This window comes from Streptomyces sp. DvalAA-14 (genome assembly GCF_900091855.1).
Classification (GTDB): domain Bacteria; phylum Actinomycetota; class Actinomycetes; order Streptomycetales; family Streptomycetaceae; genus Actinacidiphila.
In genome coordinates this window covers 1-15,520 of the sequence record NZ_FMCH01000096.1, presented here as the reverse complement: position 1 = coordinate 15,520, position 15,520 = coordinate 1, and the positions used below count along the sequence as shown (strand labels likewise).

7 protein-coding genes, 1 pseudogene and 1 riboswitch are annotated in these 15,520 nt (G+C 72.2%); of the genes and pseudogenes, 2 read left to right on the top strand and 6 right to left on the bottom strand.

Features of this window, described 5'->3' with window-relative positions:
- From GA0115240_RS04685 to GA0115240_RS04675, 3 genes and pseudogenes are all read right to left on the bottom strand, one after another.
- Window positions 1-264 (bottom strand): annotated as a pseudogene (locus tag GA0115240_RS04685) (hypothetical protein); the annotation flags it as partial.
- 15 nt (window positions 265-279) lie between these two features.
- A riboswitch (cyclic di-AMP (ydaO/yuaA leader) is annotated at window positions 280-469 on the bottom strand.
- 207 nt (window positions 470-676) lie between these two features.
- Entirely contained in the window at window positions 677-2,062 is a 1,386-nt protein-coding gene (locus tag GA0115240_RS04680) for a M16 family metallopeptidase (protein ID WP_093735376.1), read from the bottom strand.
- A complete protein-coding gene (locus GA0115240_RS04675; protein WP_093735375.1) occupies window positions 2,059-3,462 on the bottom strand; it encodes a M16 family metallopeptidase in 1,404 nt (467 codons plus the stop codon). Before GA0115240_RS04675 ends, GA0115240_RS04680 begins: the two co-directional genes overlap by 4 nt.
- A 192-nt stretch (window positions 3,463-3,654) precedes the next feature.
- Here GA0115240_RS04675 and GA0115240_RS04670 point away from each other — a divergent pair, with 192 nt between their 5' ends.
- Both GA0115240_RS04670 and GA0115240_RS04665 read left to right on the top strand, forming a co-directional pair.
- The gene (locus GA0115240_RS04670; RefSeq protein ID WP_093735374.1) at window positions 3,655-6,147 is read left to right on the top strand and encodes a DNA gyrase/topoisomerase IV subunit A; all 2,493 of its coding nucleotides are present in this window, start codon (window positions 3,655-3,657) and stop codon (window positions 6,145-6,147) included.
- Window positions 6,148-6,335: 188 nt separating this feature from the next.
- A complete protein-coding gene (locus GA0115240_RS04665; RefSeq protein WP_093735373.1) occupies window positions 6,336-7,262 on the top strand; it encodes a sucrase ferredoxin in 927 nt (308 codons plus the stop codon).
- A 17-nt stretch (window positions 7,263-7,279) separates the two neighbouring features.
- Here GA0115240_RS04665 and GA0115240_RS04660 read toward each other — a convergent pair whose 3' ends face one another.
- The 3 genes from GA0115240_RS04660 to GA0115240_RS04650 all read right to left on the bottom strand — a co-directional run bounded on the left by GA0115240_RS04660 (window position 7,280) and on the right by GA0115240_RS04650 (window position 15,053).
- A complete protein-coding gene (locus GA0115240_RS04660; protein ID WP_237554606.1) occupies window positions 7,280-8,947 on the bottom strand; it encodes a solute symporter family protein in 1,668 nt (555 codons plus the stop codon).
- On the bottom strand, window positions 8,944-9,426 hold the full coding sequence (locus tag GA0115240_RS04655) for a DUF485 domain-containing protein (protein ID WP_093735372.1): 483 nt from the start codon (window positions 9,424-9,426) through the stop codon (window positions 8,944-8,946). Before GA0115240_RS04655 ends, GA0115240_RS04660 begins: the two co-directional genes overlap by 4 nt.
- A gap of 275 nt (window positions 9,427-9,701) precedes the next feature.
- Window positions 9,702-15,053: a GH92 family glycosyl hydrolase gene (locus tag GA0115240_RS04650; RefSeq protein ID WP_093735377.1), complete on the bottom strand. Its 5,352-nt coding sequence runs from the start codon at window positions 15,051-15,053 to the stop codon at window positions 9,702-9,704.
- Window positions 15,054-15,520 lie beyond the last annotated feature (467 nt).

The following is a 15,520-nucleotide window of genomic DNA, read 5'->3' as shown; positions in this document are numbered from 1 at the left end:
GGCCTTCGCGGTGTCGGCGGCCTTGTGCTGGGCCTCGGCCTGGCCGGCCAGCGCGTGTGCCACGGCGGCGTTCACGTCGAGGGCCTGGCTCAGTGCGGTGGGCGGCGCGGCCGCGGCGGGGGTCTGCCCGGGCGAGGCCATCGCCGAGGCGCCGAGGGCGCCGGCCGTGGTCAGTACGGCGACACCGGCGAGGGTGGCGGCGGTGCGTCCGGAACGGACGCGTCGGTGCTTCCCGCGGGAAGCGGGCAGGACTTTGAACGCCATGAGGAGGCGTCGCTCCTTTCCTTCCTTCTCGCCTACCGGGTTAGCTGACGGGTTCGGAGCAGGAAGGTCTCCTACGGGGCATCCGCCGGCCTCGGCGGGTGTCCCCGATTCACCCCATGGGACGGAACCCCTCCGGCGCGGCCGATGCGGCGGCAGGAGGGTTGGGTCCCCGGCTCCCCTCGCGGGGACTCGGCGATGTACGGGTGCGCCCGGCGGAACCGGACGCGGCTGCCCGGTGCGGGCAATGTCGGCTGACGCTAACCGGACAGTTGACCGTAGGACAAACAGATCAGCCGATATGTTGCGGACGCCACACACCGCCCGTCGGTACCCAAAACGCCCGGAACCCCGGTGCCGTCCAAGGCCACCGGGGTTCCGGGCGGGTGCCGGACGCGTACCGCGCCCGGCCGGCTCAGGTGACGACCGTCACCGGCCCGATGCCCAGCTCGCGGACCGGATCGGCGATCGAGGCCGCGTCGCCCACCAGTACCACCACCAGCCGGTCCAGCGGGAAGGCGTTGACGACCGCGGCGGTCGCCTCGACCGTGCCGGTGGCCGCCAGCCGGGCGTACAGCTGCGCCTGGTAGTCGTCCGGCAGCTGCTGCTCGACCTGGTCGGCGAAGGTGTCGGCCACCGCGGCGGCCGTCTCGTAGCGCAGCGGCGCGACCCCGACCAGATTCTGCACCGCCACGTCCCGCTCCTCCTCGGTGAGGCCGCCCTCGGCGAGAGTGCGGATCACCTGCCAGGTGTCGGCCAGCGCGGGGCCGGTCACCTCGGTGGCCACCGAGCCGCTGATGGCCAGCAGCGCGGCGCCGGTGCCGTCCGCCGAGGTGAGCAGCACCTGGGCGAAGGCCCGCACCCCGTAGGTGTAGCCCTTCTCCTCGCGCAGCACCCGGTCGAGGCGGGAGGTCAGGGTGCCGCCGAGGCAGTAGGTGCCGAGCACCTGCGCCGCCCACACCGGGTCCTGGCGGTCCGGGCCGGTGCGGCCGATCAGCAGCTGGGTCTGCACCGCGCCGGGACGGTCGACGATCACCACCCGGGCGCTGTCGTTCGAGGTGATCGCCGGACGGGGGCGCGGCACGGCCTTGCCACCGGTCCAGCGGCCGAGCGTCTCGGTGAGCAGCACCGGCAGGTCGATGCCGGTGAAGTCGCCGACCACGACGGCGGTGGTGCTCGCCGGCCGGACGTGCGCCTCGTAGAAGGCCCGGACCGAGGCCGCGTCGATGCCGCGGACGGTCTCCTCGGTGCCCTGGCGCGGCCGGGAGTTGCGCAGGGTGCTCGGGAAGAGCTCCTTGGACAGCGCCATCGCCGCGCGGCGGGCCGGGTTGGCCAGCTCGTGCGGGATCTCGTCCAGCCGGTTGGCGACCAGCCGCTTGACCTCGTGGTCGGCGAAGGCCGGAGCGCGCAGCGCCTCGGCCAGCAGGCCGAGCGCCTTGTCGAGCCGGGAGGCGGGCACCTCCAGGGAGACCCGGATCCCCGGGTGGTCGGCGTGGGCCGACAAGCTGGCGCCGCAGCGCTCCAGCTCGGCGGCGAACTCCTCGGCGGAATGCTCGTCGGTGCCCTCCGACAGCGCCCTGGCCGTGATGGTGGCCACGCCCTCCAGCGCGGCCGGCTCGGCGTCCAGCGGCGCGGCCAGCAGCACCTCGACGGCGATGACGTGCCGTCCGGGCCGGTGACTGGTCAGCAGGGTCAGCCCGTTGGCCAGCGTCGACCGCTCCGGCGCCGGGAACGCCCACGGCTTGGGCTCGCCCGGCTGCGGCTGCGGGTGGAAGGTCATGGCGGCGGCGGTGTCGCTCATGCTTCGCTCTCTTCCTGCTCGGTGCCGGCGGCATCGTCGGCATCGGGGGCGTCGTCACGGTCGGTGCCAGCGGCGCCGTCCGCCTCGGATTCGGCCTGGTCGCCGCCGGTGGGTTCGTAGACCAGCACCGCCCGGTTGTCGGGGCGCAGCCTTGCCGCGGCCACCGCCTTGACCTCCTCGGCGGTGACGGACAGCACCCGCTCCACCGCGCTCAGCGCCAGCTGCGGGTCGCCGAACAGCACCGCGAACCGGCACAGTTCGTCGGCCCGCCCGTTGACCGTGGCCAGCCGGTCCAGCCACTCGCGCTCCAGCTGGGCCTGCGCCCGCTCCATCTCCTCCGGCGTCGGACCCTCGTCGGCGAACCGGGCCAGCTCCTCGTCCACCGCGGCCTCGATGTCGGTCAGTTCGACCCCGGAGGACGCCTTGACGTCCAGCCAGCCGAGCGAGGGCGCCCCCGCCAGCCGCAGCAGCCCGAAACCGGCGGTCACCGCGCTGCGGTCGCGCCGTACCAGCCGGTTGTGCAGCCGGGACGACTCGCCGCCGCCGAGCACCGTCAGCGCCAGGTCGGCCGCGTCGCCCTCCCGGGTGCCGTCCGCGGGCAGCCGGTAGGCGGCCATCAGGGCCCGCGAGGGGACATCCTCCTCGATCACCTCGCGCAGCTGGCCGCCCACGACGGCCGGCAGCGAACCGTCGCGCGGCGCCGGCTTGCCGTCGTGCGCGGGGATGGTGCCGAAGTACTTCTCGATCCAGGCCAGCGTCTGCGCCGGGTCGATGTCGCCGACCACCGCGAGCACCGCGTTGCCGGGCGCGTAGTAGGTGCGGAAGAAGGCCTGGGCGTCCTCCAGGGAGGCCGCGTCCAGGTCCGCCATCGAGCCGATCGGCGTGTGGTGGTACGGGTGGCCCTCGGGGTACGCGAGGGCGGTCAGCCGTTCGAAGGCGGTGCCGTAGGGCACATTGTCGTACCGCTGGCGGCGCTCGTTCTTCACCACGTCCCGCTGGTTGTCCAGGCTCTCCTGGTCCAGCGCGGTGAGCAGGCTGCCCATCCGGTCGGCCTCCAGCCACAGGGCCAGTTCGACCTGGTGGGCCGGCATCGTCTCGAAGTAGTTGGTGCGTTCGAAGCTGGTGGTGCCGTTGAGCGAACCGCCGGCGCCCTGCACCAGCTCGAAGTGACCGTTGCCCTTGACGCTCGCCGAGCCCTGGAACATCAGGTGCTCGAAGAGGTGGGCCAGGCCGGTACGGCCCTCGACCTCGTGCCGTGAACCGACGTCGTACCAGAGGCAGACGGCCGCGACCGGGGTGAGGTGGTCCTCGGAGAGCACTACCCGCAGGCCGTTCGCCAGGCGGTGCTCGGTGGCTGTCAGGCCGCTGGAGTATGCCTCCGGGGTGGCCGTGTGACCCATGGGCAGGCTGTCCTTCCGATCGCGTGCGTGTGACTGCGTAGAGTGCTGCCACTCTAGGCAAGCGAGCCGGTGCGGCGCGAAGTTCCCCGCGGACGCCGCGCGCTCGCGCCGGGTGGTGGTCGGCGCTGTCAGTGGCGCGGTCCACAATGGTCGGCAGCAGTCCCCAGGTCCACACGAAGGAGCGCCGCCGAGATGGCCCGCCGCACGACGAAGTCCCCGCCGCCCGACGACGGTTTCGAGGAGCGCATCCTCGACATCGACGTCGTGGACGAGATGCAGGGCTCCTTCCTTGAGTACGCCTACTCGGTCATCTACTCGCGGGCGCTGCCCGACGCCCGCGACGGCATGAAGCCGGTGCACCGCCGCATCGTCTACCAGATGAACGAGATGGGTCTGCGCCCGGACCGCGGCTACGTCAAGTGCGCCCGGGTCGTCGGCGAGGTGATGGGCAAGCTGCACCCGCACGGCGACTCGTCGATCTACGACGCCATGGTGCGGATGGCGCAGCCCTTCTCGCAGCGCCTGCCGCTGGTCGACGGCCACGGCAACTTCGGTTCGCTGGACGACCTGCCGGCCGCCATGCGCTACACCGAGGCCCGGATGTCCGGCCCGGCCCAGCTGATGGTCGAGTCGATCGACGAGGACACCGTCGACTTCGCGCCCAACTACGACGGCCAGGAGCAGGAGCCGGGCGTACTGCCCTCGGCCTACCCCAACCTGCTGGTCAACGGCTCCTCGGGCATCGCGGTCGGCATGGCCACCAACATGCCGCCGCACAACCTGGTCGAGGTCATCGCCGCCGCCCGCCACCTGATCAGATACCCGAACGCCGATCTGGACGCGCTGATGCGCCACGTGCCCGGGCCGGACCTGCCCACCGGCGGCCGGATCATCGGCCTGTCCGGCATCCGGGACGCCTACGAGAACGGGCGGGGCACCTTCAAGATCCGCGCCAGCGTGACGGTGGAGGACGTGACGGCGCGCCGCAAGGGCCTGGTCGTCACCGAACTGCCGTTCAACGTCGGGCCCGAGAAGGTCATCGCCAAGATCAAGGACATGGTCGGCGCCAAGCGGCTGCAGGGCATCGCCGATGTGAAGGACCTCACCGACCGCGAGCACGGCCTGCGCCTGGTCATCGAGATCAAGAACGGCTTCAATCCCGAGGCCGTGCTGGAGCAGCTCTACAAGCTGACGCCGATGGAGGACTCCTTCGGCATCAACAACGTGGCCCTGGTGGACGGCCAGCCGCTCACCTTGGGCCTGCGCGAACTGCTGCAGGTCTACGTGGACCACCGTTTCGCGGTGGTGCGGCGGCGCAGCGAGTTCCGCCGGACCAAGCGCCGCGACCGGCTGCACCTGGTGGACGGCCTGCTGGTGGCCCTCGTCGACATCGACGAGGTCATCGCCATCATCCGGGCCAGCGAGAATGCCGCGCGGGCCAAGGAAGGCCTGATCGAGCGCTTCGGCCTGTCCGAGATCCAGACCCAGTACATCCTCGACACGCCGCTGCGCCGGCTGACCCGCTTCGACCGGATCGAGCTGGAGTCCGAGCGCGACCGGCTCAACGCGGAGATCGCCGAACTGACCCGGATCCTGGAGTCGGACCCGGAGCTGCGCAAGATGGTCTCGGCCGAACTGGCGGCGGTCGCCAAGCAGTACGGCACCGAGCGCCGCACGGTGCTGCTGGAGTCGGCGGACAGCCCGCTGGCCGCGGTGCCGCTGGAAGTCGCGGACGACCCCTGCCGGGTACTGCTGTCCTCGACGGGCCTGCTGGCCCGTACCGAGATCGGCGGTGAGCCGGGCGAGGACGACGGACGGCGGGCCAAGCACGATGTGATCGTCTCCGCGGTGCCGACCACCGCCCGCGCCGATGTCGGCGTGGTCACCTCCACCGGGCGGCTGGTGCGGCTGACCGTCATCGACCTGCCGACGCTGCCCCCCACCGCCGGGCCGCCCTCGCTGGCCGGGGGCGCGCCGCTGTCCGAGTTCGTGTCGCTGGCGGACGGCGAGCGGGCGCTGTGCCTGACGACGCTGGACGAGTCCTCCCCCGGGCTGGCGCTCGGCACCGAGCAGGGCGTGGTCAAGCGGGTGGTGCCCGACTACCCGGCGAACAAGGACGACCTGGAGGTCATCGGCCTCAAGGACGGCGACGCGGTGGTGGGCGCGGTCGAGCTGCGCACCGGCGAGGAGGACCTCGTCTTCATCACCGACGACGCCCAGCTGCTGCGCTACCCGGCCGGGCAGGTGCGTCCGCAGGGGCGCCCGGCGGGCGGCATGGCCGGCATCAAGCTCGCCGACGGCGCGAAGGTGATCTCCTTCACCGCGGTGGATCCGGCCGCCGACGCGCTGGTGTTCACCGTGGCCCGCGCCGACGGCACCCTGGAGGACGCGGCGGTGGGCTCGGAGCAGGGCGGCCTGGGCGGCGTCCGGGCCGGGGCGCAGGGCACAGCGAAGCTCACCCCCTTCGACCAGTATCCGCGCAAGGGGCGCGCCACCGGCGGGGTGCGCTGCCAGCGCTTCCTGCGCGGTGAGAACGGCCTGCTGCTGGCCTGGGCCGGGGCGACCCCGGTCCGGGCGGCGACGGCCTCGGGGGCTCCGGCCGAGCTGCCGCCGAAGGACCCGCGCCGCGACGGCTCGGGCGTGCCGCTGCTCAAGCCGGTGGCGGTCCTGGCCGGCCCGGTCTAGGCGGGCAGGTCCCGGCGGGCCGGTCCAGGCGGGCCGGTCCAGGCGGGCCGGTTCGGTGGCTCCGGGATGGTACGGGCCGGCCGGTCCGGGACGATCCGGTCCGCCGCCCGGCCGCCGTCCAGGGTTACGCCGCCGGGCGGCCCCGGGGCGGACCGCCGCCGGCCGCCGGGCCCATTAGGCTCGGCGGCGTGAGCACCTGTACGAGCGCGTCCGCCGAGCTGGGCGAACCGGTGGGCGGGACGGCGCCGGTCGCCCGGACCTGGCTGATGATCGAGCAACCCGGCCCGTGGGGCGCCAAAGCGCTGCGCGCCAGCAGCCTCGACCCCGCGGTGGGCCGTGAGCTGGACCGGCTGGCCGCCGGCACCGGGGTGCGGATCGCGCTGATCCGCCGCCCCGGCCGGCACGCCGATCCGCACCGGCCGACCCCGCACCGGGTGCTGCTCGCCCACACCGCGCCGCGGAATCCCTGGATGCGTACCGCCACGGTCACCGACCCGGGCGAGCTGACCGCGCTGGACTTCCCCGCGCTGGGCGCGGGCAGCCACGGCGATTTCGGGGTGCCCTACCGGGGGCCCGCCGTCGGCCTGGTGTGCACCAACGGCAAGCGGGACCGCTGCTGCGCGGTGTACGGCCGCCCACTGGCCGCCGAGTTGGCCGCCTCGGGCGACAGCGACATCTGGGAGATCACCCACCTCGGCGGCCACCGCTTCGCGCCGACCATGCTCGTCCTGCCGCACGGCTACACCTACGGCCGGGTGGACGGCCACCACGCCAAGGACATCCTGCTCGCGGCGGGTGCGGGCCGGGTCGTACGGGACGGCTGCCGGGGCCGATCGGCCTGGGAGCGCCCGGGTCAGGCCGCCGAGTTGGCGGTACGGGAGCTGACCGGCGAGGAGGCGGCCGGGGCGCTCACCGTGGCCGGTACGGACGAGGACGGCCCCGACCGTTGGACCGTCCTCGTCACCCACACCGACGGCCGCGCCTGGCAGGTCGCCGTGGCGCGGCGCCCCGCGCTGCCGCCCCGCCCGGAGAGCTGCGGGGCGGCGCTGGGCACACCGGCACGGATCGACGTCACCGGCATCAAGGGCGCGGCGGCCGACGGTTCCGCGCGCTGAGACGCGGCTGGCCGGGCTCAGGCGGCGCCGGCCCCGGTGAGCGAACGCACCTCCGTCTCGGCGTACTTGCCCTCGTCGGCCGGCTCGGGTGACAGCAGGGTGCCGATCCAGCCGGCCAGGAAGCCCAGCGGGATGGAGACCAGCCCGGGATTCTCCAACGGGAAGACATGGAAGTCGACCCCGGGGAAGAGGGCGTCCGGCCGCCCGGAGGTCACCGGTGACAGCACCACCAGCACCAGCGCCGGTACCAGGCCGCCGTAGATCGACCAGACCGCGCCCCGGGTGGTGAAGCGCCGCCAGAACAGCGAGTAGAGCAGTGCGGGCAGATTCGCCGAGGCGGCCACCGCGAAGGCGAGGCCGACCAGGAAGGCGATGTTCTGGTCCTGGGCGAACAGACTGAGCCCGATGGCCACCGCCCCGATGCCGACCGCCGCGAACCGGGCGACCCGCACCTCGTCCTCCTCCATCTCGCCCTCGGTGGCCTGCTGCACCTGGCGCCGTCCGGGTCCGGTCGGGGCCGCCGGACGGCGCCAGGTGGCATAGAGGTCGTGGGCGACCGAGGCCGAGGAGGCCAGCGTGATGCCCGCGACCACCGCCAGGATCGTGGCGAAGGCCACCGCGCCGACCATGGCGAACAGCACGGTGCCGCCGGTGGTCCGGGCGCCGCCGCCGAGGATCTCGGCGAGCAGCGGCACCGCGGTGTTGCCGGCCGCGTTGGAGTCCCGCACGGTGTCCGAGCCGACGAGCGCCGCGGCGCCGAAGCCCAGCACGATCGTCATCAGGTAGAAGGTCCCGATCAGCCCGATCGCCCACACCACCGACCGCCGCGCCGAACGGGCGGTCGGCACGGTGTAGAAGCGCGACAGGATGTGCGGCAGCCCCGCGGTGCCCAGCACCAGGGCCACGCCGAGGCTGATGAAGTCCAGCCGCGAGGTCCCGTCGGCCCCGTATTTCAGCCCCGGCGCCAGGAACGCGTCCCCGCGCCCGCTGTTGGCCGCCGCCGAGCGCAGCAGCCCGCCGATGTCGCCGTGGAAGCGGACCAGCACCATCACGGTGAGGGTGACCGTGCCGCCGATCAGCAGCACGGTCTTCACGATCTGGATCCAGGTGGTGGCGCGCATGCCGCCGAAGGACACGTAGACCACCATCAGCGCGCCGACGCCGATCACCGTCCCGGTGCGCACCCCGGTCCCCTCGCCGCCGCCGAGCAGCAGGCCCACCAGGCTGCTGGCGCCGACCATCTGGGCCACCAGGTAGAGGATGGAGACGGTCACCGAGGCGGTGCCGGCCGCGATCCGCACCGGGCGCTGCCGCATCCGCGCGGAGAGCACGTCGGCCATCGTGTACCGGCCGCAGTTGCGGACCAGCTCGGCGACCAGCATCAGCACCACCAGCCAGGCCACGAAGAAGCCCACCGAGTAGAGCATCCCGTCGTAGCCGAACAGCGCGATCAGCCCGGAGATCCCGAGGAAGGACGCCGCCGACATGTAGTCCCCGGCGATGGCCAGTCCGTTCTCCATCGGGGAGAACAGCCGTCCCCCGGCGAAGAATTCGACCGACGAACTGCGCCGTCGGCCCGCCCACGCGGTGATCGCCAGCGTCACCGACACGAACACGGTGAACAGCACGATCGCCAGGCCCTGATGCTCTCCGGCGGAATTCGCCAGATGCTGCGCCGTCGTCAACGCACCCGCTCCTGTCCGGTCCTGGTGGCCAGCGTCCACCGCAGATCGAGTGCCGCCCGGTCCCTGCGCAGCCGGGCATGCCGTGCGTAGGCCCAGGTCAGCAGGAAGGTGGAGGCGAACTGGGCCAGCCCGGCGGCCAGCGCCACATTGAACTCACCGGTCAGCCGGTGGGCCATCAGCCGCGGCGCGGTCGTCGCCGCGACCACGTAGAGCAGATACCAGGCGACGAAGCCGGCCACCGCGGGGAAGACGAATCTGCGGTACCGGTCGCGTACGTCCTGGAACTCCTCGCTGCGCTGCACTTCCAGATAGACCGCCGACCGATCGACGGCCGCGCGCGCCTCCCCGTGCTCCGCACGGGCCCGCGGCGTCCGCTCGGGGGGCTTCTGCGCCGGCACCCACGGCCCGGCCGCTCCCGCGTCCTGCCACGGATCGTCCACCCGCAGCGCCGCCGGGTCACCCCCGTCGTGCTTGTCCACCGAACTCTCCTCGTTCCACCGGCCGATCGAACCGTGCGCCCCATCATGAACAGAGCGGGAAGATCTTGGTGCAACAAGCCCAAAGCTTCACCACATCAGGTGATAGCCGCAGATATACCTATCAGATGGGACGACGGGCCGGCCGGGTGGCCGTTCCCGGACCGCTACACAGGAAACGCCGCCGGCAGGCGAACCCCTGACCGAGTTCGCCTGCCGACGGCGTCAGCCGGCGGATCCTGCCCGGCCCGCTCGGCGCGGGCCGGGCACCGGAACCGTCAGGCAGCCCCACCTCCCGGCTTCGGGGTGGTGGAAGGAATCACCGGTTCGGCGGCCGGCGCCGACGGGTGGTCGCCCACCTGCACGGTGGCCGTCGCCGGCGTCCGCGAGGACGAACCGGTCGCGGTGACGGAGTACCGTCCCGGCCGCGTGCCCCGGGGCACCTCGAGCGTCGCGTGGACCGCTCCGCCGGAGGACGCCGTCACGGTGGCGACGGCCGCGGGGCTGGTGCCGAGCTTGACGGCCACCCGCTCCCCGGCGGTGAATCCGGTACCGGTCACGGCCACCGAACTCCTGCCCTGGCCGGCGGAGGTCACCGATGCCGTGATCGACGGATGGGCCGCCTCGCGCGCCACGGTCACCGTGAACGTCCCGCTGGTGCTGGACAGCGTGTCCCAGGCGGTGACGTGCACCGTGTAGGTGCCCGGCTGCTGGTAGGTGTGCTGCCCGCTCATCGCACCCGAGGCGCCGACCGCGACGTCCTGCGGGACCGTGCCGTCACCCCACTGGACCTGCGCGTGGTAGCCGGTCGCGTCGGTGACCCCGCCGGTCACCGAGCCGAGGTCCGCGAGAAGCGCGCTGCCCGCGGTGGCCTTCTGGTCCGGCCCGGCGGTGGCGGTCAGCGCCGGGGCCGCCGTGCCGTCGTCGGCGACGGCGAACACGTGGATCCGGCCCACCGATCCCGGGTCACCGGTCTGCGTCGGCAAGGTGACCGAGACGAGCTTCTTGCCCTCCGGGATCTGGTAGGGGGTGGTGGCGAACAGGAACGGCTGCGCACTGTCCTTGCTGGCGCCGCTCAGCCGGTACGCGGACTTGGCGACGACGATGTTGCCGTAGGCCGGTGTGCCGTTCGGGTTGCCGCCCAGCGTCCAGTCGCTCAGCTGGATCGGGACGTCGGCGGTGCTGCCGTCGCTGAACGTCGCGGTGCCGGTGGTGCTCTGGTTGCCCTCCGTGCCGGTACCGATGAAGGAGATGCTCTTCGCGTCGTCCGGCAGGTTCAGCGCGATCGTGCTGCCGTTGCCGGTCGCGTTGTCCGGCGCGCCGGCGCCGCTCACCGGGATGGTGAAGTGCAGCGCGGTGCCCGGGACTTGGCTCTCCTTTCCGGCCGTCACCCCGGCGTCCGCCAGGGCGGTGCGCGAGTAGCCGTACCCGACCGAGTCGCAGTTCGCCGCCAGCACCCCGTCGTCGCCGACGCAGACGGTGTCGAACGCCGCCGTGAGGCCGGCGGCCGGGGCGAAGGTCACCTGGACACCGACCGTCGTGGCGGCCTGGGTCTTGCCGTCGGTCGCCTGGACGCTTGCCTGGTAGTAACCGGGCTCGGTGTAGCTGTGCGAACCGGTGACCTTCGACACGCCCCGCGAGCTGGCGGAGACGACCCCGGTGGTGGCCGGTGACCCGTCGCCCCAGTTGATCGTGGCCCGGTAGCCGCTGGCCGTACCGCCGGTGACGGTCGCCAGCGGCACCGAGACCGCGACCCCCGAGGTGGCGGGCACCGGGCTCTGCGCCGCGCTGACGCTCACCGCGTCGCCACCGAGCTGGACATCACCGCCGGCCAGCAGTTCGACCTCGGCGAGGTTGGTCTGCGCGGCTCCCGCGGTCTTCGTCACCACCAGGCGGAACTGGGCGAACCGCCCGGGATCGGCGATGGCGAACGGCCGGGTCTGGTCGCGCCACGGGAACACCTCGCCGCTGCGGGAGTCCACCGTCGTCCAGGTGATGCCGTCGTTGGAGCCCTGGAGCTTCCAGTCCGCCGGGTCACCGGTGGCCGCCCCGGAGGTGAGCGTGTAGTACGTCGGCGCCTGCTTGCCGCCGCGGTACGCCCAGGTGATCCGGGGTGTGGCGGTGGGGAAGGTCACCTGCGTCGTCGACGTGTCGTCGAAGAGCTTCGAGGCGTCCTGTCCGCCGTCGGTGGTCGCGGTGCCGAGGCCGGGGCCGGTGGTGTCCTGCAGCGGCTCGGGCGCCGCGCTGCCCTTGGTCAGGGACGGCGGGGCGTCGTTGCTGCCGGTGCCCCACGACGAGGGCTTCGGGCCCATCCGGAAGTCGATCGTGCCGCCGTGCGCGAGCACCGACGAGTCGATGGACACCGCGTTCTGCGTCCGGCCGTTGACCGTCACGCCCTGCACGTAGACGTTCTTGGTGCTGTTGTTCGGCGCGTTGACGACGATGTCGCCGGTGCTCCGGTGGACGGTCATCTTGGTGAACTGCGGTGAGCCGATGGCCCAGTTGGAGGAGCCGACCTGCAGCGGGTAGATGCCCAGCGAGCTGAGGATGTACCACGACGAGGACTCGCCGTTGTCCTCGTCGCCCGGGTAGCCCTGGCCGATCTCGTCACCGACGTAGAGCCGCTGCATGATCTCCCGGACGAGCGCCTGGGTCTTGGCGGGCGCGCCGGCGTCGTCGTACATGTACGGGATGTGGTGCGAGGGCTGGTTGCTCATGCCGAGCTGCCCCATCCGCACCGCCTGTGCTTCGAGCATCTCGTGGATGGTGCCGCCGTAGCCGCCGGGGTGGTCGGCGTTCTCCGGGGTGGCGAAGAACTGGTCGAGCTTCTGCTCCAGTCCCTTCTTGCCGCCGTACAGGTTGGCCAGTCCCTGGCCGTCCTGCTGCGCGGTGAAGGCGTAGTTCCACCCGTCGGTCTCGGTGTAGACGCCGCCCCAGTCCAGCGGGTCGCCGGCCTGGAAGTCCCCGCTGGCGGTGCGTCCTTCGAAGAACTTCGTCTTGGTGTCGAAGAGGTTGACGTAGTCGCGGGCCCGCTGCAGGAAGTAGGCGGACTCCTCCTTGAGCCGGCCGCGCTCCGCCTTCGGCGTCTTCGGGTCCTTCGCCAGGGCCGCGCCCATGTTGCCGATGCCGTAGTCGCTGATGTAGCCCTCGAGCGCCCAGGACACCGACTCCCCGGTGGAGGTCGGGGTGTAGCCGAGGAAGAGCGAGGACTCGATCCCCTTGCGGCCGACCTCGCTGCGCCCGGAGGCGGTCGTCGCGTCCTTGACCACGGCGTCGTAGGCGGCGAGCGGGTCGGGCAGCTTCACGCCGTTGAGGTAGGCCTCGGCCAGCGCGTTGTCGGCGCTGGTGCCGGTCATCAGATCGGCGTAGCCGGGGGACGACCAGCGGGCGATCCATCCGCCGTCACGGTACTGCTGGACGAAGCCGTCCGCGATCTTGGCGGCGACGTCCGGGTAGAGCAGCGAGTACGCGGGCCACACCGTGCGGTAGGTGTCCCAGAAGCCGTTGTTGACGTAGAGCTGTCCGTCGACGAGCTTCGCGCCGGTGCTGGTGGCGGTCGTCGTGCCGGTCGCCGGCGACACCGGGCTGGCGTACTGCCAGTGCGGCGCGGACGCGGTGCCGGTGTTCTCCGACTGCGAGTTCGGGTAGAGGTTCAGCCGGTACAGGTTGGAGTACAGCGTCACCTGCTGGGTCTGGGTGGCGCCCGCCACCGACACGCGGCCGAGGCGGTCGTTCCAGGCCGCGGTGGCGGCGGTGTGGATCTGGTCGAAGCTGCGTCCGGTCACCTCCAGGTCGAGGTTCTTGTGCGCCTGGTCGGTGGAGATGAAGGAGGTCGCGATGCGCAGTGTCACCTGTGCGTCCGACGAGGTGTCGAAGGTCGCGGAGGTGCCGGTGGACGCGGTGGGGGCCCGGTCGAAGGCGCCGGCCACGAACATCCGGGTGTGCCCGGCCGACAGTCCGCTGCCGTTGTCCACCCAGCCGGTGAACGTGCCGTCGGTGCCGATGCTGAAGGTGCCGTTGTAGAAGACGAGGCTTCCGGTGGCCTGTCCGGCGGGGAAGGTGAACTGCATGATGCCGCCGTGGTCGGTCGGCGACATCTTCGCGACCAGGCCGTCCTGCAGCTTGACCTGGTAGAGGTCCGGCTGCGCGGTCTCGTCGTCGTGGCTGAAGGCGAGCGCCCGGCTGCTCGGCGAGCCGGTCAGCGATCCGCCGGCCGGCACCGGCATGACCGACATCTGGTCACGGTCGCCCATCCAGGGGCTCGGCTCGTGCGAGATGGCCAGTCCCTGCAGCATGGGCAGGTTCGCCGCGTTGTTGGCCTGCTGGTACTCGTACTCCCACGAGTCGGACGTGGCGTCGGTGACCGGCGTGAAGAAGTTGAAGCCGTTCGGCACCGCCGAGATGGGCAGGTTGTTGCCGCGCGAGAACGAGCCCGAGGCGTTGGTCCCGCGCCGGGTGTCGACGAAGTTGGTCAGGCTGGAGGCGTCGATCGGCGTCGGCGTGCCGGTGACGGTGACGTCGTCGAGCCAGCCCTGGAAACGCGTGGCGGCCTTGGCCTGCGGGTTGTCGTAGGCGAGCAGGATGCGGTCGATCGTCTTGCCCGCGGCGACCTTGCCGATCTCCGACTGGACCGCGTTCCACTGGTCGGCGTAGAGCACCTTCGACGCGCCCTGGCCGGCGGCGGTGAGCGCGTAGCCGTGCTGGTCGACCGGCGACAGCCGGCTGAGGTACGTCCCGTCGGTGAAGTGCAGGTCCACGGCGGCGTACGTCGACGGGTACTGGGTGTCGTGCCCGGTGAACTCCGGGAAGATCTTGTACGACAGCCGGCTCTTCGGCCCGACCGGGATGTGGACGTCGAACAGCTGGTTGGTGGCGGACGATTCGCCGTCGGCCTGCGCACCGCCCGAGTAGCGCAGCGAGGCCACTCCGGTGAAGCCGGCACTGGCCTTCATGTTGTAGCCGCTGACCGGACCGGACCCGGGGCTGGTGACCATCGGGGTGGCCGGCGGCTGGACGTTCGTGCCGTCGCTGATGTCCCAGTCGGCGAGCTGGATGAGCGAGTCGCCGGAGTTCGCGGTGATGTTCAGCCGGTAGTACGGGTAGGCCGTCGTGTTGGCCAGCGTGTACGTGTTGGTGGCGAACCGGCCGCTGAAGGTCACCCCGGTCTGCTGGTCCAGGTCCACCCAGCTGCTGCCGTCGGCGGACCCCTGCAGGGTGAAGTCCTTGGGGTCACGCGTCGGCGTGTCGTTCGCGGAGGTCAGCGAGTACTTGACCACCGTGGCGGGCTTGGCCAGCTGGTAGGCCACCCAGCCGGTCGAGCTGAACGTCAGCCACTTGGTCGACGGATTCCCGTCCTTGAGGTTCACCGCGACCTCGCCGGGAGGGTTCTCGGCGCTTGCGGTCACCGCGCCGACCTGCCCGAGCAGGCTGCCGGGCAGGCCCGAGGGGCTCGATCCGCTCAGGTTCTTCTGCACCGGGTTGCCGTGCGCGTCGACCTCGGCGGTGTTCGTGGCGGGCTGCGGGTCGGCCGACTCGAACGAGGAGCTGAAGCTGCCCGCCGCCGGTGCGGTGCCTGTCGCCGTCGCCGCGTGCGCCGCCGGTGAGACGGCGAGCGCCAGCACCGGCAGCATCAGTGCCGCGGCCGCGCTCACCCACCGTCTCAAGGACAGCAGGTGAGCATGAGGGTGATGTGACACAACAGAGCCTTTCGGTGGGAGAGTTGTCGCGGCCGTCGCCTGCCGCGAGGGGAAATCCCGGCTGCCGTCCTCCGCCCGCCGCGGGCGAAGTCCGCACACCGCTGGCGCGGCGCTCGTTCCGGGTGAGCCGGCGTCATGAGCGGGAACACGGTTCTCGGGCCATACGACAACTCCACGCGCGATGAAGGGCTCGCGCGGCGGCGCACCCGGATGGAAAACGCCGCTAGCGTCGCTCGGTCCCGACAACGTTGTCAATATCTGTGAACGGAGAATGTGCCGCCGGGCGGGGCGGGACGGCGGCCCGGGGCCGCGGAACTGGGGTGGGGGAGGCGCCTGTGGCCTGTGGGTTGGGGGCGGGCGGGGCTGGCGGGCGGGGCTGGCGGGCGGGGGCCGGGCGAGGG

Excerpts from the sequence above, each read along its gene's own strand:
- GA0115240_RS04680 (WP_093735376.1), bottom strand. The coding sequence starts at position 2,062 with ATGAGCGACACCGCCGCCGCCATGACCTTCCACCCGCAGCCGCAGCCG.
- GA0115240_RS04675 (WP_093735375.1), bottom strand. The coding sequence starts at position 3,462 with ATGGGTCACACGGCCACCCCGGAGGCATACTCCAGCGGCCTGACAGCC.
- GA0115240_RS04670 (WP_093735374.1), top strand. The coding sequence starts at position 3,655 with ATGGCCCGCCGCACGACGAAGTCCCCGCCGCCCGACGACGGTTTCGAG.
- GA0115240_RS04650 (WP_093735377.1), bottom strand. The coding sequence starts at position 15,053 with ATGCTGCCGGTGCTGGCGCTCGCCGTCTCACCGGCGGCGCACGCGGCG.